This window comes from Blautia sp. HCP3S3_H10_2, assembly GCF_052122375.1.
Classification (GTDB): Bacteria; Bacillota; Clostridia; order Lachnospirales; family Lachnospiraceae; genus Blautia_A.
This window is the reverse complement of the sequence record NZ_JBQKCL010000010.1, coordinates 80866-105050: the sequence shown is the minus strand read 5'-3', so window position 1 is coordinate 105050 and position 24185 is coordinate 80866. Positions and strand designations below refer to the sequence as shown.

At 43.7% G+C, this 24185-nt stretch carries 24 protein-coding genes and 3 pseudogenes; 26 read left to right on the top strand and 1 reads right to left on the bottom strand.

Annotated elements, in window-relative coordinates; all coding sequences use genetic code 11:
* Positions 1-481: 481 nt before the first annotated feature.
* On the top strand, positions 482-2059 hold the full coding sequence (guaA, locus tag ACTQWB_RS12370) for a glutamine-hydrolyzing GMP synthase (protein ID WP_441501924.1): 1578 nt from the start codon (positions 482-484) through the stop codon (positions 2057-2059).
* Between the two features lie 203 nt (positions 2060-2262).
* On the opposite strand, the pseudogene ACTQWB_RS12365 reads toward guaA, so the two are convergent.
* A pseudogene (locus ACTQWB_RS12365) lies at positions 2263-2709 on the bottom strand (helix-turn-helix domain-containing protein); the annotation flags it as partial.
* 183 nt (positions 2710-2892) lie between these two features.
* Between ACTQWB_RS12365 and ACTQWB_RS12360 the strand changes: the two are divergent.
* The 25 genes and pseudogenes from ACTQWB_RS12360 (at position 2893) to ACTQWB_RS12240 (ending at position 24115) form a co-directional block, all read left to right on the top strand.
* Entirely contained in the window at positions 2893-3087 is a 195-nt protein-coding gene (locus ACTQWB_RS12360) for a hypothetical protein (RefSeq protein ID WP_005611072.1), read from the top strand.
* A gap of 2 nt (positions 3088-3089) precedes the next feature.
* Positions 3090-4205 carry a site-specific integrase gene (locus ACTQWB_RS12355; RefSeq protein ID WP_055261453.1) on the top strand — a complete coding sequence of 372 codons (1116 nt, stop codon included), beginning with the start codon at positions 3090-3092 and terminating at the stop codon, positions 4203-4205.
* Positions 4195-4515 (top strand): plasmid mobilization protein, encoded by a 321-nt coding sequence (locus ACTQWB_RS12350; protein ID WP_022092899.1) that lies wholly within the window; start codon positions 4195-4197, stop codon positions 4513-4515. The genes ACTQWB_RS12355 and ACTQWB_RS12350 overlap by 11 nt, the downstream gene beginning before the upstream one ends.
* Positions 4516-4639: 124 nt before the next feature.
* Positions 4640-5707 carry an AAA family ATPase gene (locus ACTQWB_RS12345; RefSeq protein ID WP_022092900.1) on the top strand — a complete coding sequence of 356 codons (1068 nt, stop codon included), beginning with the start codon at positions 4640-4642 and terminating at the stop codon, positions 5705-5707.
* A 71-nt stretch (positions 5708-5778) separates the two neighbouring features.
* The gene (locus ACTQWB_RS12340) at positions 5779-6012 is read left to right on the top strand and encodes a complexin-2 (RefSeq protein WP_427786934.1); all 234 of its coding nucleotides are present in this window, start codon (positions 5779-5781) and stop codon (positions 6010-6012) included.
* 191 nt (positions 6013-6203) lie between these two features.
* The gene (locus ACTQWB_RS12335; protein WP_022092901.1) at positions 6204-6431 is read left to right on the top strand and encodes a DUF5348 domain-containing protein; all 228 of its coding nucleotides are present in this window, start codon (positions 6204-6206) and stop codon (positions 6429-6431) included.
* 291 nt (positions 6432-6722) lie between these two features.
* The gene (locus ACTQWB_RS12330; protein WP_305144651.1) at positions 6723-8138 is read left to right on the top strand and encodes a plasmid recombination protein; all 1416 of its coding nucleotides are present in this window, start codon (positions 6723-6725) and stop codon (positions 8136-8138) included.
* 4 nt (positions 8139-8142) lie between these two features.
* Positions 8143-8517 (top strand): TnpV protein, encoded by a 375-nt coding sequence (locus tag ACTQWB_RS12325; RefSeq protein WP_055261448.1) that lies wholly within the window; start codon positions 8143-8145, stop codon positions 8515-8517.
* Between the two features lie 253 nt (positions 8518-8770).
* Positions 8771-9433 carry a phosphatase PAP2 family protein gene (locus tag ACTQWB_RS12320; RefSeq protein ID WP_055261446.1) on the top strand — a complete coding sequence of 221 codons (663 nt, stop codon included), beginning with the start codon at positions 8771-8773 and terminating at the stop codon, positions 9431-9433.
* Between the two features lie 21 nt (positions 9434-9454).
* Positions 9455-10069 (top strand): helix-turn-helix domain-containing protein, encoded by a 615-nt coding sequence (locus tag ACTQWB_RS12315; RefSeq protein WP_055261444.1) that lies wholly within the window; start codon positions 9455-9457, stop codon positions 10067-10069.
* Positions 10070-10224: 155 nt separating this feature from the next.
* Positions 10225-10473 carry a type II toxin-antitoxin system prevent-host-death family antitoxin gene (locus ACTQWB_RS12310; protein WP_055262131.1) on the top strand — a complete coding sequence of 83 codons (249 nt, stop codon included), beginning with the start codon at positions 10225-10227 and terminating at the stop codon, positions 10471-10473.
* Position 10474: 1 nt separating this feature from the next.
* Positions 10475-10774, top strand: coding sequence for a type II toxin-antitoxin system RelE/ParE family toxin (locus ACTQWB_RS12305; RefSeq protein ID WP_055262129.1), 300 nt, complete (start codon positions 10475-10477; stop codon positions 10772-10774).
* A 501-nt stretch (positions 10775-11275) separates the two neighbouring features.
* Positions 11276-11503 carry a MarR family transcriptional regulator gene (locus tag ACTQWB_RS12300; RefSeq protein ID WP_087315811.1) on the top strand — a complete coding sequence of 76 codons (228 nt, stop codon included), beginning with the start codon at positions 11276-11278 and terminating at the stop codon, positions 11501-11503.
* Positions 11496-11714, top strand: coding sequence for a hypothetical protein (locus tag ACTQWB_RS12295; RefSeq protein WP_087315809.1), 219 nt, complete (start codon positions 11496-11498; stop codon positions 11712-11714). The genes ACTQWB_RS12300 and ACTQWB_RS12295 overlap by 8 nt, the downstream gene beginning before the upstream one ends.
* The gene (locus ACTQWB_RS12290; protein ID WP_115623697.1) at positions 11711-11908 is read left to right on the top strand and encodes a DNA-binding protein; all 198 of its coding nucleotides are present in this window, start codon (positions 11711-11713) and stop codon (positions 11906-11908) included. The genes ACTQWB_RS12295 and ACTQWB_RS12290 overlap by 4 nt, the downstream gene beginning before the upstream one ends.
* A 2-nt stretch (positions 11909-11910) precedes the next feature.
* Positions 11911-12993, top strand: coding sequence for a tyrosine-type recombinase/integrase (locus ACTQWB_RS12285; protein WP_441501923.1), 1083 nt, complete (start codon positions 11911-11913; stop codon positions 12991-12993).
* A 40-nt stretch (positions 12994-13033) separates the two neighbouring features.
* Entirely contained in the window at positions 13034-13630 is a 597-nt protein-coding gene (locus ACTQWB_RS12280) for a tyrosine-type recombinase/integrase (protein ID WP_441501922.1), read from the top strand.
* Positions 13620-14003 (top strand): plasmid mobilization protein, encoded by a 384-nt coding sequence (locus tag ACTQWB_RS12275; RefSeq protein ID WP_441501921.1) that lies wholly within the window; start codon positions 13620-13622, stop codon positions 14001-14003. Before ACTQWB_RS12280 ends, ACTQWB_RS12275 begins: the two co-directional genes overlap by 11 nt.
* Positions 13984-14151, top strand: a pseudogene (locus tag ACTQWB_RS12270) (ParA family protein); the annotation flags it as partial. The gene ACTQWB_RS12275 and the pseudogene ACTQWB_RS12270, both read left to right, overlap by 20 nt.
* Positions 14148-15287, top strand: a pseudogene (locus tag ACTQWB_RS12265) (SpaA isopeptide-forming pilin-related protein); the annotation flags it as partial. The pseudogenes ACTQWB_RS12270 and ACTQWB_RS12265, both read left to right, overlap by 4 nt.
* 79 nt (positions 15288-15366) lie before the next feature.
* On the top strand, positions 15367-15507 hold the full coding sequence (locus ACTQWB_RS12260) for a hypothetical protein (protein WP_002585002.1): 141 nt from the start codon (positions 15367-15369) through the stop codon (positions 15505-15507).
* 6 nt (positions 15508-15513) lie between these two features.
* Positions 15514-16602: a DUF5688 family protein gene (locus ACTQWB_RS12255; protein ID WP_441501920.1), complete on the top strand. Its 1089-nt coding sequence runs from the start codon at positions 15514-15516 to the stop codon at positions 16600-16602.
* A 66-nt stretch (positions 16603-16668) separates the two neighbouring features.
* Positions 16669-16965: an HrcA family transcriptional regulator gene (locus ACTQWB_RS12250; RefSeq protein ID WP_441501919.1), complete on the top strand. Its 297-nt coding sequence runs from the start codon at positions 16669-16671 to the stop codon at positions 16963-16965.
* 39 nt (positions 16966-17004) lie between these two features.
* Entirely contained in the window at positions 17005-23760 is a 6756-nt protein-coding gene (locus tag ACTQWB_RS12245; protein WP_441501918.1) for a DEAD/DEAH box helicase family protein, read from the top strand.
* Entirely contained in the window at positions 23741-24115 is a 375-nt protein-coding gene (locus tag ACTQWB_RS12240; RefSeq protein WP_001140406.1) for a TnpV protein, read from the top strand. The genes ACTQWB_RS12245 and ACTQWB_RS12240 overlap by 20 nt, the downstream gene beginning before the upstream one ends.
* Positions 24116-24185: the final 70 nt, after the last annotated feature.

The window sequence follows — 24185 nt, the reverse complement described above, 5'->3', positions numbered from 1 at the left end:
CATGATTCACACTTTTACACATAAATCCGCTTGGCTCTGAACAGTTACCAAAATACATTTGTGCACGGGTATTTGTGCCGCTGTGAATTATGACTGCGTGTTAGAAAAGACTAACATGTAGCATAATTGAATCATAACATAATGGGGCTTTTTCGCAAGAGTATTAATGGATAAAATTTATCAACAAATATAGCGCGCATGTGTCGGGAAAATTATTCCTGCAATCTGTCTGTATTATCTTACTGGAGATTTCGGAGAAAGTTTTTTGTGCACATTCTGGGAGAGAACATATTGGAAGAAAGGCGTTATTACAGCAGAAATGGGGTTCTTGTATCTGAAAATATTCAAGAGGGAAGAAATTAGCCGTTGTAAAAGTTGGCCGGCTCATTTATAATGGAAAGAAGATTCCAGATTTCTGTGCATTGCGGTGCTGTGTGCAGGAAACGAAAGAGAGTTTATAGGGAAAAACAGGAGGAAAACCTTGAAGAAAGAATTAGTTATTGTCATTGATTTTGGTGGTCAGTACAATCAGCTGGTTGCAAGACGTGTCAGAGAATGTAACGTATACTGCGAAATCTATTCTTATAAGACCGATCTTGAGAAGATCAAAGCCATGAATCCCAAGGGAATTATTCTTACTGGTGGACCGAACAGCTGTTATGAGGCTGATTCACCTACTTATCAGAAGGAATTGTTTGAGCTTGGTATTCCGGTACTGGGACTTTGCTATGGTGCGCAGCTTATGATGCATGTCCTCGGCGGTAAGGTTGAGAAAGCAGATGTCAGCGAGTATGGTAAGACAGAGGTTCTGATCGATAAGAAGGATTCTAAGATCTTTAAAAACGTATCCGAAAAAACAATCTGCTGGATGAGTCACACTGACTACATTTCCCAGGTTGCACCTGGATTTGAGATTGCTGCACATACAGCAGATTGTCCGGTTGCTGTTGCACAGAATGAAGAGAAGAAGCTGTATGCGATCCAGTTCCATCCGGAGGTACTGCACACAGTAGAAGGAAAGACCATGCTGTCCAATTTCGTACTTGGCGTATGCGAATGTGCCGGGGACTGGAAGATGGATGCTTTTGTTGAGCATACGATTAAAGAGATCCGCGAGAAAGTAGGAGACGGTAAAGTTCTTCTGGCTCTGTCCGGTGGTGTTGATTCTTCCGTGGCAGCAGGACTTCTTTCCAGAGCAATCGGAAAGCAGCTGACCTGTGTATTTGTAGATCATGGCCTTCTCCGTAAGGATGAAGGAGACGAGGTTGAGGGTGTATTTGGCCCGAATGGACAGTTTGACCTGAATTTCATCCGTGTCAATGCACAGCAGAGATATTACGATAAGCTTGCCGGAGTTACCGAGCCGGAAGCCAAGCGTAAGATCATCGGTGAGGAATTTATCCGTATTTTCGAAGAAGAAGCGAAGAAAATCGGAGCTGTGGATTTCCTGGCACAGGGAACTATTTATCCTGACGTAGTAGAGAGTGGACTGGGCGGAGAATCCGCTGTGATCAAATCCCACCACAATGTAGGCGGTCTTCCTGATTTCGTGGATTTCAAAGAGATCATTGAGCCGCTTCGCGATCTTTTCAAAGACGAAGTCCGTAAAGCAGGCCTTGAGCTTGGAATTCCGGAGAAATTGGTATTCCGTCAGCCATTCCCTGGCCCGGGACTTGGAATCCGTATCATCGGAGAGGTTACCGCAGAGAAGGTCAGAATTGTGCAGGATGCAGATTTCATCTACCGTGAAGAAATCGACAAAGCCGTAGAAGCTTACAAAGCCGAAAACGGCAAAGAGCCGTCCTGGATGCCGAACCAGTACTTCGCAGCCCTTACCAACATGCGAAGCGTTGGTGTAATGGGCGATTTCAGAACATATGACTACGCCGTAGCACTTCGTGCTGTAAAGACCATTGACTTCATGACAGCGGAAGCATCTGAAGTACCGTATGAGGTACTGAACAGAGTGATGAACCGTATCATCAATGAGGTCAAGGGGGTTAACAGGGTATTTTATGATCTGACTAGTAAGCCACCGGGAACGATTGAGTTTGAATAATGAAAAAATTCTGGAAACCCTTATAAACAGGGCATTTCCGGGCACAAGAAGTTCTATTTGATAACAAAATGATAACACCGGATATTTAGGTAGTATTTATCAGCAATCCGGTGGTTGTCAGGTAATATGTGTGAAACCAACAAAAAAGGTCTTACTGAATTGAGTGAAATCAATTTGGTAAGGCCTTTTTTCGTTGGTTTTTATGTTGTTTTTTTCGGGTAATTGTACCGCCACTGGTCATATTCTTCTTTGGTGATCTCCCCGGATTTTAGTTTTTCTGCCTGTTCCTGCCATGCGTAGAACATATCAAACATAGAAAGGTAGGTGGTTCCTTTGGACTTATCCAGCCGGAGACAGAGTTCTCCGTCAATTTCTCCAATATGAAGTCCGTAAAGGTCTTCTAATGTAAATAAGGTGTGCATCAGCCCAACATAACTGTCAATGTCCGGTACAGCGAGTGCATGAGGGGAGACCTCAAAAATGTCAGCCAGTGCATTCAGATAGTTTTCCTTTGGACTGCGAGAGCCTTTTTCGTACTGTGCAATGCGGACATCAGCCTGTGATTCGCTGAATCCCAGCTGTTGACCTAAATATTTCTGCGTGAATCCACGCAGAAGTCGAAAATGATGAATTCTTTCTCCTATTGCCATGCTCATATCTCCTGTCTTTTACTTGATAAATTGAGTATAGCATATATGTATAGTACAGACAAGGAGAAACCATACAAAAAAGTATAGAATTTTTGTTTTGAAACACTTGACCAATACAAAAAAGTATAGTATCATACGGACTATACAGAAATGTATAGTGAGAAACGAAGGAGGGATTTTACAATGAGTAAAATGTTTATGAATGTAAAAGAGGTCATGGAAGTTCTGGAAGTATCGGAATCCTACGCTTATAAGCTGATGAAAAGGCTGAACAGGGAATTACAGGCGATGGGATGCCAGACAATTGCAGGAAAAGTTGACCGGAAGTATTTTTACGAACAGTTCTACGGAACGAGATCAAACGATGGGAGGAATTAAGAATGGCAATTTACAAGACTGAAAGCAATAACACATGGTACGTTATGGTACGGTATCAGGACTGGACCGGCGAACGTAAGCAGAAATGCAAAAGAGGATTTGCAACAAAAAGAGAAGCTGCACAGTGGGAGCAGCAGTTCATACTCCAGAAGAAAGCCAGTATGGATATGGAACTGGAGAGCTTCTGCAAATTATATGAGGAAGATGTGAGACCAAGGCTGAAAAAGAGTACCTGGCTTACAAAGGAAAATATTATCAAGTCCAAGATTTTACCCTATCTGGGAAAAAGAAAGGTGTCAGAAATCACCGCAAAGGATGTTTTGGACTGGCATAATGAGCTTCGCAAATTGACAAGCAGGAAAGGAAAACCTTTATCCCCTACTTATCTGAAAACAATCCATGGACAGTTGAGTACGATTTTCAACCATGCGATCAAGTTTTATGATCTTAGCATGAATCCGGCAAGGAAAGCTGGCACAATCGGCTCAGAAGAAAGCAAGGAAATGCTCTTCTGGACAAAGGCAGAGTATAAACAGTTTTCAGAAGAAATGATGGATAAACCACTTTCCTACTATGCGTTCCAGTTATTGTACTGGTGCGGAATCAGATCCGGGGAGCTTTTGGCTTTAACTCCTGCGGATTTCGATTTCCAGAAGAGAACGTTGCGGATCAACAAATCCTATCAGCGTTTAAAGGGAGAAGATGTGATCAGCACTCCGAAAACAAAGAACAGTGTCCGTACTGTAACTATGCCAAAGTTCTTATGTGACGAAATGCAGGATTGTTTGAAGTTATATTACAGCCTGCAGCCGGATGACCGTATTTTCCCTGTAACTAAGTATTATCTGAACCATGAAATGGAAAGAGGATGCAAAGCAAGCGGTGTGAAAAAAATCCGGGTGCATGATCTCAGACACAGCCATGTCTCTTTGCTGATTAACATGGGCTATACAGCACTGGCAATCGGAAAAAGGGTTGGTCATTCAGCAGAAAAGATCACTTACCGATATGCGCATCTGTTCCCGTCCGTACAGCAGGATATGGCAGACCAGTTGGATGCAGAAAACATGAATGAAGAACCAAATGATAGGGAAGGAGGACTTGCGTATGTCAGCTAAATGTTTGGATAGACAGGGGCGTTGGAGAAATAAAACGGTAGCTTTTCGGGTATCACCGGAGGAGGATGAACTTCTGGAAACAGCGGTTAAATTGTCCGGTCTGACTAAACAGGATTATATTATCCGAAGATTGCAGGAAAAAGAGGTTGTAGTGACAGGAAATCCGAGAGTGTATAAGGCGTTGAAAAATGAACTGGCAAAGGTTCTGAATGAACTGAAACGTTTGAAAAAGGGTGATGATGTGCCGGAGGATTTACTGGAAGTAATCCGGCTGATCACAGTGACGATGGATGGCATGAAGGAAGAATAGAAAATGCCTTTAAGTGTCGGCAAACACCTAAAGGCAGAGATTTGGTAGAATACTCACCAAAAACTTTCTACGAGTATTCTATCAAAATCTCCACTTCCTTTCAACGGGAAAATAAGGAGGAACGATGGAAACGAACAGAGTAGAGACAAAGAAAACAGAAATAAAAAGGACGGAGTCGGATCTGAAGCTGATAAATATGGAATCAGTGGAAGTAGAGCAGATTGAATGGCTGTTCTATCCGTTTATTCCTTTTGGAAAAGTAACGATTATTCAGGGAGATCCGGGAGAAGGAAAGACTACGATGGTACTTCAGATTATTGCGAAGTTGACCAAAGGCGAAAAAATTCTTCCAGAGCAACAACAGGCAACAGACGAGAAGGATAGAGCAGAAAAGAACGTTGACTCTGATGCGAATCCAGTGGAAAGCCCGATAGAACCTGTGAATGTTATTTATCAGACTGCAGAAGATGGATTGGGCGATACTATCAAGCCTCGACTTCTTGCAGCTGGTGCAGATTGTTCCAGAGTGATGGTAATTGATGATAACGATCGGGCATTGACCATGATGGATGCCAGATTGGAAGAAGCTATCATACAGACAAAAGCCCGTCTGGTAGTTTTAGATCCAATACAGGGATTTCTTGGAGCAGAGGTGGATATGCACCGGGCAAATGAAATCCGTCCGTTAATGAAGCGTGTGGCAGTGCTTGCAGAGAAATACCACTGTGCAATCATTCTGATCGGGCATATGAACAAAAACAGTAACGGAAAATCTTCTTACCGTGGATTGGGTTCGATTGATTTTCAGGCGGCAGCCAGAAGTGTGCTGATTGTTGGGCGGATTAAAGATGAACCGGAAATCCGTGTGGTATGCCATGTGAAAAGTTCCCTTGCACCGGAAGGGAAATCAATTGCATTCCGATTAGATAAGGATACTGGATTCGAGTGGATCGGGGAATACGACATTAGTGCGGATGATCTGCTCAGTGGTGACAGCAGAGGTCAGAAAAGCCGGAAGGCAAAGGAGTTTCTGTTGGAAATATTGGCTGATGGTGGCATGGCACAGAAAAAGATTGAAGAAGAAGCGGAAAAACGAGGAATTAAGAAGAAAACCCTACGGAACGCAAAACTGGAACTGGAGATTGATTCGGTGAAACGTGGAAATCAATGGTTCTGGATGCTTCCAGAATAAAAGGAAGATGGCAAGATGACTATTTCTTAAGAACAGGGCATCTTGCCACCTTGAAAGGAGACAACATGGAAATAAAAAATGTACAGATACCATTTGCCTTGTTTAGACAGCTGGTTTCCTATCATTTGATGGAAGATCAAAGCTGTTCGGAGGAAATTTGCAAAGGGCTTATGGAGAAAGTGGAGCGTATGGCAAACCGGCAGTTATATACACAGTCGAAAACTGCTCCGACAGAGGAAGAACGGGAAAAGTCCCGTCAGGAATATCTGGACAGGCGGGGAATACCGGAAAGCTTTCGATGGTAACAGTTCTTGTTGTCTGTCCTATGACAGGAGCGTGTCACGCACCTGTAGATAGCAGACAAGGAGAAAGCTGGTAAGATGCAAGACGGAAGGTTGTGGATAAAACGACAGTGCGTTGGTGGTTTGATGGCTGTGAAGGATGCCCTGAAACGGGGCTCCCTATGGAAAACGATAAATGAAGGGAGAGTGACACAATGAGAGAAGGAAGATTAGGTTATAACAGCAATAACGGAAGATACGGTTTATTATCATCAGATTTATGGATTGACACAGGATTTCACTGCGGAGAAGGGCTGGAAGTGCTGGTTGACGATCAGTGGGTCAAGACCAGAATGGAAATGAATCCGGCAAGGGAATGGTATCTGGTGGGGACACCATACTGCGGAGATTTGGAATATGTCCGGGCGAGAATAACGGGATAAGTCAGTCATACAAGTAACGCAGGAGTAAACCGACCAACGGGAGGAATAGGTCTTCGCTCCGATTCGGTCGGTGCATAACAGACGTCCCCGGACGTCTTGCCCCCGGCAGGGCGCAAGGGGACTTTTGATGGACGGTACGGCTGTCGAAAGTGCTTTTGCGTTACTTTTGACAAAAGTAACAAAACCGCCGTATCCGGCGAAGAGTTCTTTTTATCGCCATAACTGGCGAAGATACAAATTTATGTGCCATGTCTGGCACTGGTTTCAGAAGGGGAGGTGAGAAGCATGACCATGAAAAGAACAATTAGCGGTATGATCGGAGCTGGTTCTCTGGCTCATAACAGAAGGGATTTCATAGCAGAAAATGTAGATCCGGACAGAGTACACTTGAATATTTGTTACCAGAATGAAAATCTGAAAGATGTTTATAAAGAGTTGTTTGATGATTCTGTGGAGCGATACAATGTGGGGAAAAGAAAAGACCGTCAGATTACAAATTATTATGAAAAAATCCGGCAGGGAAAACAGGAAAAACTATTCCATGAGGTCATTTTCCAGATTGGAAATTGTGAAGACATGGCTGTAGGGACAGTAGAAGGAGAACTGGCAGTGAAGGTGTTGAATGAATATATGCAGGATTTTCAGAAAAGGAATCCAACTCTCCGGGTATTTTGCTGTTATCTTCATCAGGATGAAGCTACACCACATCTGCATATTGATTTTGTTCCCTATGTGACTGGTTGGAAAGGAAAAGGGATGGATATCAGAGTTTCACTGAAGCAGGCATTAAAAAGTTTGGGATTTCAAGGTGGAAATAAACATGACACAGAATTAAATCAGTGGATAAACCACGAAAAAGAAGTGCTGGCAGATATTGCAAAGCAGTATGGGATTGAATGGGAACAGAAAGGTACCCATGAGGAACATCTGGATGTTTATAATTTCAAGAAAAAAGAACGAAAGAAGGAAGTTCAGGCTCTGGAGCAGGAAAAAGAGTATCTGACAGCAGAGAATGAGGGACTGACTGCACAGATTGCAGAATCCAAGGCAGATATTCAGCTTTTGAAAGAAGATAAGGAACAGGCGGTCAGGGATAAAGAAGCTGCAGAAAAGCGGGCAGAGAAAGCAGAAATAGAATTAAAAAGCCTAGAAGAACGTCGGGAGCAGTTACAGCCGATCATAGATAATGTCAGTAAGGAAATAAAAGAATATGGGACGGTTAAAACGCTTCTACCGGAAGCAGGAGCATTGGAACGTGCAGGAACCTATCGGGATAAAAAAGTTAAACCATTATTTATTCAAATGAAGAATAAGATTGCTGCAATGGCTGCCCAGGTAAAAGAACTTACGAAAGAAGTGGAGAAATGGAAAAATAAATACCAGAAGACAAAACAGGCATATAACAGTGTTCAGAAAGAGTTGGATGATATGCGTAAAGACAATCAGAAATTATTAGAAGAAAAGAATATGTTGCAAAGTGTTTCTGATAGATATGATCGTGTTGTGCGTGTCATGGGAATAGACACTGTGGAGGCTGCGGTACTGCAGGATATTCATAATCAGAAAGCACTGGAAGAAAAACGACGGATGGAACAAATGCCAAAAGGAAGCATTTACGAAAGATTAGCATGGGGTGCGAAAAAGAGCGAGATGGAGAATCAGCAGCGTAAGAAAAATAAAACAAAGAACAGAGGAATGGAGATATAAGCGCATGAAAAAACACATTTATGATGAAAAGAACGGATTAAGCTATACCTTGCATGGAGATTACTATTTGCCGGGTCTGGTGCTGAATGAGGAAGAACCGACATATGGGAAATATGGAATGTTGCGGAAACAATATCTGAAAGAGTATAGACCAGCAAGATATCAGTGCCTGTTATTGACTGGAAAGCTGACTGAACATCTGAATCAGATTGATCGGGATGCAAGAGAGCAGGTCGAAATGTTAATGAAGCAGATGGCAGAAGAACAGAGTGTGACAGAAACATTGAAGATACGGGATCAGATGAAGTGGGTCGGGTTGATGAATAATATCAGAACAAGTGCTGAAAAAATTGTACTGAAAGAGATCGTTTATATATAAGTTAAGAGGGCTGCCGAAAGGCGACTCTTTGTAAATGTAAGAGTGGAATTTCAGAATAGAACATGATAGAATGCTAAAAGATAAATCCGGATTTGCAGGGATAGATAATCAGAAGGAAATACTGAAAAAACAAGCATTTACGGGTATGATACGAATCGTATCACGTATGTGACCGAGCGATTCTATCATCATTTTATGTTTTTTGATAAGGTGAATGTGTCGAAAAGACAAACCCATATAGAAAGGACGTAGAATGATGAAAAAGAACGGAATGAAGAATTTACTATTTGGAGGAATATTCATTGCAACTTTTGTATTATGGACAGTTTTGATCCAGATGGTAGATGTGCAGCCTCATGGTCAAAACGGAACGAATATTGGATTTGCAACACTCAATTGCTGGTTTCACCGCTTCACAGGCGTACACATGATGATTTATTCGATTACTGATTGGATGGGGCTGGTGCCTGTCGTAGTATGCCTGATCTTTGCAGGTGTGGGACTAGTTCAGTTGATTAAGAAAAGAAGTCTTTTCAAGGTGGATCCGGATATCATTATTCTGGGTATTTATTATATTGTCGTGATCCTGGCATATATATTTTTTGAGATGATTCCAATCAATTACAGACCTATTTTAATTAACGGAGTAATGGAGGCATCTTATCCATCATCAACTACACTATTGGTATTGTGTGTGATGCCGACTTTGATCGAACAGACTCAGCGCAGGCTGTCAAGCATTGCAGTCAAAAAAGTGATAACGATTGTAACAATCGCTTTTTCGGCATTCATGGTTATTGGCAGATTGATTTCGGGAGTACATTGGCTCACGGATATTGTAGGTGGCGTATTGTTAAGCATTGGATTATTTTCTATTTATCAGGGAGCGGTTATACTGTCAATAAAGAATAAATAAAACGAGCAAGGGGTGGAGGTTTTGGAATTTCATGAAAAACTTCAGGAATTAAGAAAAAGCCGGGGAATGACACAAGAAGAACTGGCTGCGGCATTATTTGTATCTAGAACTGCAATTTCAAAATGGGAATCCGGAAGAGGATATCCGAGCATAGATTCATTAAAGGAAATATCTCGATATTTTTCTGTGTCGATTGATGATCTGTTATCTGGAGAACAGTTGATTTTGATTGCAGAAAAAGAAAACAAATCAAATCTCAATAGTGTATGTGACTTATTATGGGGATTTGTTGACTTGCTTTCTTTGATGCTTATTTTTCTTCCGCTGTATCCCAAGCCGGTCAATGGTTATATCTATTCGGTAAATCTTTTTGAGTATGTAGATAATAATAAATGGATTATTACCATTTATTGGATAATGTTCATCACTTTAACGATTATCGGGATTGTGAAAATATTGATGGTCTATTTCAAATTTGAAAAAGGCAAAAAGGTGATTACTGCATTGTCTATAGGATGCAGTGTTATCGATGTTTTGTTTTTGGCAATGATGAAAGAACCATATGCAATAATAGTTGCTTTTCTGCTATTACTGATCAAAAGTGGTCTCCTTTATAAACAAGCCAAGGCAGGCTGATCAGGTATTGTCCCCTACAACTTCAAGTTTGTCGAATTAAAAAATAGGAATAGTTATAATAGAAAGCTGTAAAAATTCACGTTGAATTTTACAGCTTTTTGTGTATAATATAAGTAGCAGAAACAATATAAAATCAAGGAAGGAGCTGAAAGAATATGGCAAGTATTTTACCAGTATCTGATTTGAGAAATTATAACGAAGTCCTGAAGAACTGCCATAAAGGCGAGCCTGTATATCTTACCAAGAATGGTAGAGGACGTTTTGTGGTTATGGATTTTGAAGATTATGAACGTGATCGTGCGGAAAAGAAGCTTTTAATGAAGCTGCAGGAAGCCGAAGAAGCAGTGAAAGACGGCGAGGGATGGCTGGAGTTAGATGAACTGAAGGCACTTGTGGGGGAATAAGATGTTAAAATTACGGATTAACCCGATTGTTGCAAAGGACCTGAAGAATATCCGGGATTACATCGCTGAAGATAGTGAAGAATATGCCGCAAAGACTATAAAGGAAATTTATGGTAAATTTGAGAATCTCCAGATGTTTCCGGGAATGGGTTCAGACCTTTCAAAGCGAGTCAGCTTTCGGACAGACTATAAATATGCGATATGGGAAGATTATGTGATTATCTACAAGGTAAGCAACGAGTATGTAGAAATTTATCGTGTCATCAATCGGTATCAGGATATTACAAGAATTTTTGATTGATAACAGAAATATGATAACAAATTGATAACACCGTTCAGTACAGTCCGTGGACTAAGGATAGTGGAACACATATAAAACCAGATAGAACCATAACGCCTATACAAAATTGTATAGTGACAAAAACTCATTTGCGAGTTTGAATAGAAGTCGAATCCTCGGAAAAGCCTGTATTTATAGGCTTTCCCGGGGATTTATTTTTGTCTCTGGAGTGCAAATGGAGTTAAAAATTATTTTTTTTACTAGCCGGATTTCTTGAATAGACAAGGTTTTCCGGAATATCATTGCATTTCCAGAAGAGAATATCGGGATATTTTTATAGAACAGTTTGTTTTGATGAAGTAGTTTTCATCAGGGCAGGCTGTTTTTTTATTGCTTTTGAATTGGTAAGAAATTTTACCTGTGGAAAATTTGCAAAATTTCGGAAAAATGTGTCCGAAAATCCTCCCGCCAGTCCGGTGTACATGAAGGGAAATCTTTCAGAACACAAAGGAGGTACTGATTATGCAGAACAAATTATTTTTAAAGGCAGCAGATGTATGTGAACTTTTGGAGGTATCTACAACCTCTGCTTATGAGATCATTGCAAATTTGAACAGCGAACTGGAGAAGAAAGGGTATCTGGTTCTTAAGGGCAAGGTTCCGACCAAGTATTTTGTGGAACGTTTTTACGGGATTGAGGATGTCTGCCAGATCCCACAGGAGAAGGGAGTGGAATGGTTCCATGCGTAAAAGAAAGATGTATCTGTCAGTGGAAGACGTGGCGGAAGTATTTGATATCTCGGTTTCTTTTGCTTACAGGGTAGTGGAGCGGATGAACGCAGACCTGGCAAGTAAAAATTATTATGTAATTTTAGGGCGGGTGCCCACTCGTTATGTTGAGGACAAGATTTATGGTCTGGAACATGTAGAACAGTATTTATCGGAGGAAAAAGCAATATGAGTATGACACAGGAAAAAATGTATATGAACGTAGATGATGTTTGTGCAGTGTTGGGAGTATCAAAAGCCTTTGCATATAAAATCATGAAAGGCTACAACGAGGAACTGAAAGAAAGAGGATTTCTGGTCATTCCTGGAAAGATATCAACAAAATTTCTTGCCGAGAAGATTTATGGCATGAAGGTGGAGGAATAGCAATGGGAGTATATAAAGAAGGAAAAAATTGGAAAGTACAGGTATATTACAGGGACTGGCAGGGAAACCGGAAGAGAAAACAGAAACGTGGTTTTCGGACAAAGGGAGAAGCAAAAGAGAGGGAAAGGGATTTCCTTCAGCAGCAGACGCAGAGCGTTGACATCGAGTTTGGTAATTTCCTTGAGCTCTATTACAAAGATATGGAAGTCCGGTTGCGTGAAAATACCATGTACACAAAACGTTATATTATCGATCTGAAAATCAAGCCATATTTTGAGCATAAGGTTTTAAGTGAGATTACAGTTGCAGATATCAGAAACTGGCAGAACGAGTTGTTAAAGCAGAATTATTCAGAGACATATCTGAAAACAATCAACTGCCAGCTGGGAGCAATTTTTAATTATGCTGTGCGGTATTACAACCTGAAAGATAACCCTTGCAGGAAAGCAGGCAGTATCGGGAAAAGCAAAGGAGAACCGAAGGATTTTTGGATGCAGGATGAATTTGAGGCTTTTCTTGAAACAGTAGATGATAAACCGGAGGCGAAGATGGCATTTCAGTTTCTGTACTGGACGGGGATGAGAATCGGGGAGCTTTTGGCATTAACTTATAATGATATCAATCTTGAGGAAAAAACGGTTTCTATCAATAAATCTTATCAGAGATTAAAAGGAAAAGATGTAATTACCAGACCTAAGACTCCTAAAAGTATCAGGGTAATTACACTTCCGGATTTTCTTGTTGAGGAATTTCAGGAGTACTGCAGTCATCTGTACGGAATTATGAAGCACGAAAGGCTGTTCCGTTTTACAAAATCATATATGGAACATTGTATGGTCAACGGAATTGAAAAATCGGGAGTAAAGAGAATTCGCTTGCACGATCTCAGGCATTCCCATGCGAGTATGCTGGTGGATATGGGCGTTGCTCCGCTGGAGATTGCGGAACGTCTGGGACATGAAAAGGTAGAAACAACATTAAATACCTATTCCCACCTGTATCCTTCGACCCAGAGCAAATTGGCAGGGCTGCTTGATATGAAATACAAAGATAAGGAAAGCAAAGGAGATGATGTAAATGCATAGAGGAAACATGAGAAAACTGCTTGCGGAAGAAACATGGACAATGGAAGAATATGAGAAGTTTATTTCTGTTTTTGATGTAAGGACGGAAGAAGGAATGGCGTTTGAAATGCTGTATTGGACAGGAATACGAGTTGGTGAATTGCTCGGATTATTGTATCAGGACGTGAATATTGACAGCGGTATTATCAATATCAATAAATCATTTCAGGTCGTTGCAGGCGAAGGGAAGTTTGTTAATACCAAAACCGTTGCCAGTAACAGAATGATTACAATGCCGGAATTTCTGGTAAATGAGTTGAATGAGTACATCCACAGTCATGTGAATCAGAGTCCAGATAAGAGACTGTTTTGTTTTACTGACAAAAGACTGGCATATCATTTGAATCATGGAATTGAGCAAACTGGGGTTAAAAAAATTCAGCTTTATCGGATAAGGCAAAGTCATGAAAAAATGCTTGAGGCAATAGGTGTACCGTCATATGAGCGATGGGAAAGACTTGGTACATTGCGCATGAATTGGCAGTACGCAGAAGCATATGGCAATCATGTGCCTGAAAAACGTGTTGCAGTGAAGTTACTGAATGAAATACATACTGAGCAGAAAATGAAAAAGGAGGTACTTAAAAATGGAAAATGACAGACATGGAAAACACAATAAACCGACGATTGCATTCCGGGTTACACCTTATGAACAGCAGGTCATCAATGAAAGGGTAAAGGTAAGTGGCATGAAAAAACAGGATTATATTGTCCGCTCCTGTATCTATAATCATGTTTGTGTGGTGGGAAAACGGGAGAATCTGGAAATTCTCAGATCAGAGGCTCGTGAAATGTACACCGTCCTTGAAGAAGTGTCCAAAGACATAAAAAAGGACAGCCCTGACTTATCAGAGCAGGGGATGGAAAGCATGACGGAAAGATTTCTTGCATTTTTAGATGCAATGATGTGGATGTTGAAAGGATCAAAATATTTGTGGGAGGAAAAAGACAATGAAAGAAACAGTAAGTAATGACTGCAAGGTAATGGCTTTATGTTCGCAAAAAGGCGGTGTGGGTAAAACCACCAGTTGTGTAAATCTGGCAGTGGGACTGGCCAGAGAGGGAAAGCGTGTTTTAGTAGTTGACAATGATCCGCAGGGAAGCATGACGGCAACTATTATGTGAAAGAGCTGTATGCCCCGGATGGTTTTGTGACCACCAATGAGGAACAGGATTTCACCTTTGAATACGCCGGTGCGGACCAGGCAGAGGCAAGCTATGATTTTACCTTTGAAAATGAGGCAACAACCGTGGAGCTGACAAAATCCGACCTGACAACAGGGGATGAACTCCCGGGTGCCCACCTGAAAGTGACTGATGAGGACGGAAATGTTGTGGATGAATGGGTATCTGCAGAAGAAGCCCATGTGATCAAAGAACTGGTAGTTGGCAAGACCTACACCATGACAGAAACCAAACCTGCAGATGGATATGTTACCGCAGAAAGCATCGAATTTACCATCGAGAATACTGCGGAAATCCAGAAGCATGAGATGAAGGACGATGTGACAAAGGTACAGATCAGCAAGACGGATATCACCGGAGACCAGGAGATCCCGGGTGCGAAGCTGACGATCCTGGATGAAAATGACCAGGTAATGGAAAGCTGGACTTCTACAGAGGAGCCGCATTATGTGGAGAAGCTGCCGATTGGCAGATACACACTCAGAGAGGAACAGGCGCCGAAAGGATTTATCCTGACAGCCGATGTCTCCTTTGAGGTGAAAGATACCGGTGAGATCCAGACCGTTGTTATGAAGGATGATACCGCAAAAGGTAAAGTGATCCTGAATAAAACAGATAAGGAAACCGGAGAGCCGTTAAAAGGCGTGGAATTTGAACTCCGTGACAGCAAAGGAAAGGTGCTGGAGACCTTAAAGACGGATGCTGCCGGTCATGCGGAAAGCAGCCTTTATGAGATCGCTGATTACAAAGACGGTAAATTTGCCGGTGAAAAGAAATATTATCTGGTGGAAACCAAGACGCTGGATGGATACACACTGGATGAAACTGAGCATGAAGTGGTATTTGCCTACAAAGATGACAGCACACCGATTGTGGAAGTGACCTTTGACCTGACAAATGACAAGCCGGAAGTTCCACAGACAACGGAAGGCACACCGGGAACACCGTCAGCCGGTAATCCAAAGACCGGGGATGAGACAAATCTCTGGCTTCCGGTGGTACTGCTGGCAGTATCTGTAAGCGGCATAGCCGGACTTCTGGCAGCCAGAAGAAAGAGAAAAAGAAAATAGTAACCTTATATGAGCAGGGAGCCTTAATTCAGGGCTCCCTTTTATCATAGCAAAAATCAGGAAAGGACAGGTAAAGAATATGAAGAAAACAATGAACACAGTGCAGGCAGGGAGAGAAATGCAGGAGAGATCATTCAAGAGAATGATGGCATACCAGAAAAAAGCAGAGCAGGCAGTCAACAAAAAGAGAATGAACCAGCACATGATCAGAAGGGGGTAATTGTGTATGATGAACAGAAAAGATTTTTTTGAATATGTAAAAGACAATGTGAAGGACTATCTTCCGGAAAAATATGCGGATGCCAATATCCATCTGCAGGAAGTGGTAAAGAAAAACGGACTGACACTGACGGCGGTGGTCATTCCCGCAAAAGACAGCAATATTACACCGAATGTATATCTGGATTCCTTTTACCAGGAATACCGGAATGGGAAAAATCCGGATGCCTGTGTAGGGGATGTGGCAGACCTCTGGATTGAACAGATGGATACAGATCTGAATGTTGATGTGAATGGCATGATGGATTACGGGAATGTCAGGGATAAACTGCAGATCAGGGTGTGCGACCCGGATAAAAACAAAGAATGGCTGGAAGATAAGGCTGTGACCATGCATGGGGATTTCGCTGCTTATTACACGGTCAACCTGTCGGAAAATAAAGACGGCATTGCTTCGGTTTCCGTGACCAAAGCACTTTTAGAGGCATGGAAGATTGATGTCCAGACTCTCCATCAGGATGCGATGGCATCAGATAAGAACCGTGGGCCGGCTTTATACTCAATAAATGATCTGATGGAGTCCTCTATTATGGGAGAAAAACCCCAGAATCTGTTGAACGGAGACAGAAGGGCAGAGGAATTTTTCATGCCCATGTTTTGCCTGACGAACGAAACGAAAATGAATGCTGCATCCCTGATCCTGCATGAGGATATCCGAAAACAGATCGGGGAGTTTATGAAGGGCGATTTTTATATCCTGCCTTCCTCCATCCATGAAACACTTCTGTTGCCGGATAATGGGGATTTCGATGTGAAAGCCCTGAATGCCATGGTAAAAGAAGTCAATGCAACAGAAGTAGCACTGGAAGATATTCTTTCGGATAAAGTGCAGTTCTGTGATGGCAGAACAGCCGTGATGGAAAATGCGGAGAAACGGGAAGCACGTCTGGAAAAAGAAAAGGCGGCTGCGGCAGAAAAGCCGGCAGAGAAAACCGGGCTTCATGGAAAGCTGGAAAAGGCGAAGGAAGAGATGAAAACCGGGGATATCCTGGGAAAGCCACAGGGTAAAACGAGAGATACGGCTATGGTAATGTAACAATAATAAGCAGAGTCATAAGGGGACTTCCATTGTGGAGGTTCCCTTATATGAAGGAGGATGTATATGTCAGAATGGTGCTTATATGGTGATGATAAAAGAGAAAAATTTGAAAGGCGGTTAGAACCGGATAGCCTTGAAGGCGAGCTAATCCGGTATAAGGAAGTTTTTGGCGAAGAATTTGGTATCAAAGAACTTCTGACTATTCAGGATTTAAGAGTAAAGGCATTGATAGCGGAGGCAATCAACAATGTACCGGAATTTTTACTGGATCAGATTGGAAAAGCCAGGAACAGTTATGAGTTTCCTTCCCTTGTAAAGGAACTTGGACGTATTGCAGATGTTATGGAGGGAGAAGCGTGATAAGGCTATATGACTTGAAGGAGAGGGGGATGAACAGATATGGCAAATAAATTATATGCCATGGAACAGCTGACGGAAGAAGTCGCAAAGGACATCGCAGCAAAGCCGGAAGAGTGGATGCGTTTTCTGGATACCGCATCCCGGCTATATAAATACACCTTTGATGAACAGCTCCTGATCTTTGCCCAGAGACCGGAAGCAACGGCCGTGGCATCCATGGAGGTGTGGAATAAGCGGATGTACCGATGGATCAGGAAAGGGTCAAAAGGAATTGCCCTGATTGATTATACATCCGGCCCGAAAAACCGCCTGCGGTATGTGTTTGATATTTCGGATACTTATAAGGTGCGGAATCTGGGGAAAGACCCGGCTTTGTGGGTGCTGCTGCAGGATGACCGTTCCTTTGCGGCAGATTATCTGCAGAGAGCGTATGGATTGGACGAAGGAGATGGCGGGCTTGCCGGAACCCTGTATCAGGCAGCACAGGAAAGTGTACGGGAGTGGCTTCCGGATGCGTTTGATGAACTGAAACAGGATGTGCAGGGGACATTTCTGGAAGAACTGGATGAGCAGAACCAGGAAGTGGAGTTTAGGGACCTTATGACGGACAGTGTATGGTATGTCCTGTTAAAACGGTGCGGGATGGATACGGAAGCATACCTGTCTGCGGACAGCCTGCGGCACATCACGGATTTTAATGATCTCCGTGTACTTGGGCACCTTGGCACAGCGGTCAATGAAATCTGCCGACCGATTCTGATGCAGCTTGGACGGTATGTCCTTGTGGATCTGGAAAATGACCGGAAAACAGTTGCAAAAGAATCAGAAGTGGTCTGTAATGAATTTAACACGTTAATTCGTAAAAGTGAAGAAATTACACCAGAGACAGAGATAGAAGAAAACAAGGAGGAAACAGAGCATGAGAGAGATCACTTACAGCAGGAACGGGGATTATCTGATCCCGGATATCAAACTGGAGGAGACCAGAGGAACCATCGGGAAGTACGGGATGATGCGGAAGGAATATCTGAGGAACCACAAGAAAGCCAGGTTCAGAATACTGGCACTGCAGAACAGGCTGGACAGCCATCTGATGGAAGTGGACAGCGAAGCCAGACAGAAAGTGGAAGACCTGACCATGCAGCTTCTGGAGAAAGACCCGGCACCGGAGAAATCAGCCGACAGCATGGCATGGACCCGTCACATGAACCGGATCCGGGCACAGGCAGAGGAACTGGTGGTTCAGGAGATTATATACAATTAAGCCTGTTCCCCACAGAGGAAGAACAGTTTGGAGAGATCAGGAAAGCGGCAGCTGCACTCACACAGCCAGCCGCTTTTTTTGTTTCGGATGAGATCGTGGATGATGTACTTCGTACCGGAAGCGGTCGGAAGAATACGTTATTCCATATCACTGCAAAACTTGTGGAAGGAATTGACCATGAGGAACTGAGAAGTTTTCTTATCCAGGAATATGGTACCGGCGGGAAAGGGTTTGAGTTTTCCGGCCAGAAATTCAGCATCTGGTATGACGGGGACGGGATGCGTTTCCGACGAGGGGAATCCGCAAGACGAGGTTATGACCGTATGCTTACCTGGGAAGAAGCGGCAAACCGCATTCAGGATATGTATGATGCGGGGACGTATGTTTCCAACGTGATTATGCAAAATTCCATTAAGGTGGAATGTGATGAACTTTCCAGCCAGCTGGCACTCCATTTCCGGGATACCGGGGCTATCAGGGGAATATACAGCCATACAGAAACGACCGAAAGGTTCCGTGCAGGTCTGGATGACCGGGAGCAGACAATGGAGTATTACCAGATGCTTGTGGAACTGGAACGGGATATGGAACGTCATCCGGAAAACTATATGAGGTACCAGATCCGGAATAATCCGATATACAAGCAGAGGGTCTATGACCTTGGAAGGACGCTCGATTGGAGTCGGCAGGAAGAAACCGTAACACCGCCGGAAATAGCTTTTATTACGCAGGATGAGATTGATTCTGTTTTACGAAGAGGTGGAAATGTAGCTGGCGGAAGGAACCGTATCTATGAATTTTTCATGGAACATCACGATGAAAAAGAAGCAGCTGACTTTTTAAAACATGAGTACGGAGACGGAGGATGTACGCCGGGCATCCAGGGAAGCAATCTTTCCGATGAGTGGCATGACGCAAAAGGAATCCGTTTGAGCAAAGGGCAGATTTCCAACCCGAGTCTGAGAACACTTATCAAGTGGAAACAGGCAGCTTCCAGGACAAGACAGCTGATCCGGATGGATGATTTTCTGTCACCGGAAGAACTGGAAAAGTATGAAGAACGGCAGGAAGCACAGCGTCTTGCTGATATGGAGGAAGTAAAGCAGTCACTGGGAACGGAGGAGGTTCCTGAAGAGATTGAGGAAGTTCATGAGGAAGTTCCTGCGGAAGAAAATGTGGAAGATAAGCCGGAAGAAAGCGGGCAGCCATTAAGGGCAGAAGACGTGCAGAACCTGGTATTAGTAAACCGCCAGTATTCCTCTGTGAGCAGGACAACGGAGTATGACTTTACCTGTGAGATACGTGGGGAGCAGGATATCCTGCATTATACGGTGGAATACCACGATGACGGGGAAGGGTTTACCATCCATACGGAAAAAGATGATATCTGGGAGCGGCTGTCCGAACCGGAACTGGAACGGCTGGAGATGGTACTGAAACGGGAAGCCCTTTATTTTCAGTACCATGAGGATATTGAAAATGCATCGAACCTGGAAGAACTCCAGGAAGTCAGCTACAGTATCATGGAAAATGAATCCATCTATTTCCGTCAAATATCGGAACGTGTCTGGAATGAGTATGGGGAAAGGGAACGTGTATTATCTGCGGAGATACCGGCAGTCAATTTTCATATCACGGATGACCAGCTGGGCTATGGAACAGCAAAGGAAAAATTCAGAGCCAATGTGATGGCAATCCGGGTTTTGAAAAAATGTGAAAGCGAGAACCGTTATGAATCACCAGAGGAGCAGGATATCCTGTCAAACTATGTGGGCTGGGGAGGCTTGCCGGATGCCTTTGATGAAAGCAAAGCCTCCTGGAGTGATGAGTATCAGGAACTGAAAGATCTGCTTACCAAAGAAGAATATGCGGCGGCAAGGGAATCCACGTTGAATGCCCATTATACCCAGCCTGTCATCATCGAGAGCATGTACCAGGTGCTTCAGAATCTGGGATTTGAAAAGGGAAACATCCTGGAACCGTCCATGGGTGTAGGAAACTTTTTTGGAATGCTTCCGGACAAGTTACAGCAGTCCCGGCTTTACGGAGTGGAACTAGACAGCATCAGCGGAAGGATCGCAAAACTGCTTTATCCGAACGCAGATATTCAGATCAAAGGATTTGAAAAGACCGATTATCCCAATGACTTTTTTGATGTGGCAATCGGAAATGTCCCTTTTGGTTCCTATAAAGTGAATGACCGCCAGTATGACAAGTATCATTTTATGATCCACGACTATTTCCTTGCAAAGACCATTGACCAGTTACGACCGGGTGGCGTGGCTGCCATGATCACAACCAAGGGAACCATGGATAAAGCATCGCCGGAGGTAAGGAAGTATCTTGCAGAGAGGGCAGAGCTTCTCGGTGCGATCCGTCTTCCGAACAATGCATTTAAAGCGAATGCAGGAACCGAAGTCAGTGCAGACATCCTGTTTTTCCAGAAGAGGGAGAGCATTTCCATGGAAGAGCCGGAATGGGTTGCTCTTAGAGAGGATGGGAATGGGATTACCATAAACCAGTATTTTATTACCCACCCGAAAATGGTACTTGGAACGATGGCAGAGGTGTCCGGACCATATGGCATGGAGACTTCCTGCCTTCCACTGGAAGGTGCAAGCCTGGCGGAACAGCTGGAAGATGCCGCAGCGAAAATCCATGGAACAATGGTTCCGGCAGTAACGGCAGAAACAGAACTGGATGAGATCATGGAGAGCATTCCTGCGGATCCGGCTGTCCGGAACTACAGCTTTACTGTGGTGGATGACCAGATCTACTACCGGGTAAATTCCCTGATGAATCCGGTGAAGCTGCCGGCAGCCACGGCGGAACGTGTGAAAGGTATGGTTGAGATCCGTGAGGTAGTCCGGGACTTGATCGCCCTGCAGATGGAGGAAAATGCAACAGATGAGGCGATACAGGAGCTTCAGGTCAAACTGAATCAGGTCTATGATGCCTATACGGAAAAATACGGGGTCATCGGAAGCAATGCAAACAAACGGGCATTCTCCGATGATTCTTCTTATTGTCTGCTCTGTTCGTTGGAGGATCTTAATGAAGACGGTACGTTGAAACGGAAAGCGGATATGTTCACCAAGCGGACGATTAAGAAAGCAGTGGCTGTGACCAGTGTGGAAACTGCGGCGGAAGCCCTGACGATTTCCCTGAATGAAAAAGCAAGGGTTGACCTTCCTTATATGGCAGGGCTGACAGGTAAGCCGGAAGAGAAAGTTGCAGAAGAACTGACCGGTGTAATCTTTCGGGATCCGGTCAATGGCCAGTGGGAGACTGCGGATGAATATTTATCCGGTAATGTCCGGGAAAAATTGAAAACAGCAAGAATCTTTGCGGAAAACCATCCGGAATTTACCAGCAATGTACATGCTTTGGAACAGGTGCAGCCGGTAGACCTGGATGCGTCAGAGATTGAAGTCCGTATTGGAGCCACATGGATCGCCCCGGAAATATACCGGGATTTTATGGAAGAACTATTTGATACTCCGGGTTATCTGGTTGGAAGGGTAATTGATATCCGGTATTCGGAAGCCAGCGGTGCATGGAATATCAGTGGTAAAAATGCAGACAGTGACCGGAATGTGCTGACCACGGCAACGTATGGCACCAGCCGGATCAATGCCTATAAGATTCTGGAAGAAACCCTGAATTTAAAAGATGTACGGATCTATGACACAAAGATTGATGCAGAGGGAAATGAAATCCGTGTCTTGAATAAAAAAGAAACGATGCTGGCAACCCAGAAACAGGATGCAATCAAGGAAGCATTTAAGGACTGGATCTTCAGGGACCAGGAACGGAGGGAAAAGCTGTGCAGAATCTATAATGAACGCTTCAATTCCATCCGTCCCAGGGAATACGATGGCAGCCATCTGACCTTTCCGGGAATGAATCCGGAAATAGAGCTTCGCCCGCACCAGAAAAATGCCGTTGCCCATCAGCTTTATGGGGACAATGTCCTGCTTGCCCATGTAGTGGGAAGCGGAAAGACCTATGAGATGGTAGCCGCAGCTATGGAGAGCAAACGTCTTGGCATTGCCCAGAAAAGCCTTTTTGTAGTTCCAAACCACCTGACGGAGCAGTGGGGAGCCGAATTTTTACAGCTTTATCCGGGAGCCAATATCCTTGTGGCAACGAAGAAAGATTTTGAACCGGCAAACCGTAAAAAGTTCTGTGCCAGAATCGCAATGGGCAGCTACGATGCTGTGATCATCGGGCATTCCCAGTTTGAGAGGATTCCTTTATCGGAAGAGCGTCAGAAAAAGGTCATAGAAGAGCAGATCTCAGAACTGGAAGCAGGGATTCAGCAGGCAAAGCTGGAGTCTGATGGCAGCCGTTTTACGGTAAAACAGCTGGAAAAGACCAAAAAAAGTCTCAGGAGACGTCTGGAAAAGATGGAGAACAAAGAGAAAAAGGATGATGTGGTCACGTTTGAGGAACTGGGGGTAGACCGTCTGTATGTGGATGAAGCCCACTATTACAAAAATGCGTTCCTTTACACAAAAATGAGGAATGTGGCAGGCATCGCCCAGAATGAAGCCCAGAAATCGGCGGATATGTTCAACAAATGCCAGTATCTGGATGAGATCACCGGCGGGAAAGGCATTACTTTCGCAACGGGCACACCGGTCAGCAACAGCATGACAGAGCTTTATACCATGCAGCGTTACCTGCAATATGGCAAACTGAACCAGATGGGACTGGGACATTTTGATTCCTGGGCGTCCACCTTTGGTGAGGTTGTGACCAGTATTGAACTGGCTCCGGAAGGTACCGGATACCGGGCAAAATCCAGGTTTGCCAGATTTTACAATATCCCGGAACTTATGAGTATGTTTAAGGAGATTGCCGATATTAAAACGGCGGACCAGCTGGAACTTCCGGTGCCGGAAGCAGAATATGAAACGGTGGTACTAAAACCATCCGAGCATCAGAAAGAGATCGTGGAAAGCCTAGGGGAACGTGCAGAGGTGATCCGGGATGGTGGTGTGGATTCCTCTGTTGACAATATGCTGAAAGTGACAAATGATGGAAGGAAGCTGGCACTTGATCAGCGTCTTGTGAATCCATTGCTCCCGGATGATGAGAACAGTAAAATCTGTGCCTGTGTGGAGAAGAGTTTTGCAATCTGGAAAGAGACCGCACCAAAACGGTCAGCCCAACTCATTTTTTGCGACCTCAGCACACCGAAAGGGGATGGAATCTTTAATGTTTATGATGACCTGAAAAAGAAACTCATGGCAAAAGGAGTACCGGAAGCAGAGATCGCTTTTATCCATGATGCCAACACGGAAGTGAAGAAAACGGATTTATTCAATAAAGTAAAAGCCGGGCAGGTTCGCTTTTTGTTGGGTTCCACCGCTAAAATGGGTGCAGGTACTAACGTGCAGGATCGTCTGATTGCACTGCATCATCTGGATGTAGGTTGGAAGCCTTCTGATGTAGGACGGATTTTGCGGACATTCAAAATAAAAAAGAATGTGGAGGTAACAGACAATGGCAAAGACAATTTTTGAGGAAATGGGCGGCAAATACGAAAGGCAAGGCGATTATTTAATACCGTGCTTAACTGTACCCGCCGAAGAAGAACAGCCGATAGGCATCTGGGGACAGCGGCATTTGGATTATCTGAAGCATCACTGCAAAGTTACATACACCAATCTTCTTACAAGCGGCAGACTTAACGCTTACCTTGCCGACATTGACAGACAGGCACAGGAACGCTTTGAAAGGCTCATAGAGGGTATGAAACAGGCACAGGGCATAACGGAACAGCTAAAGGCAGAAAACGCCTTAGAATGGACAGGATGCCTCAATAACATAAGGGCTTGTGCGAGGGAGATTGTGGAAAAGGAAATTATTTTTGCATAAACAGATGATTAGTGGCAGGGGGAAATCCTGCCGCTTTTTCTGCTTTAGTTTGTCAGCTTGACAAATAAAG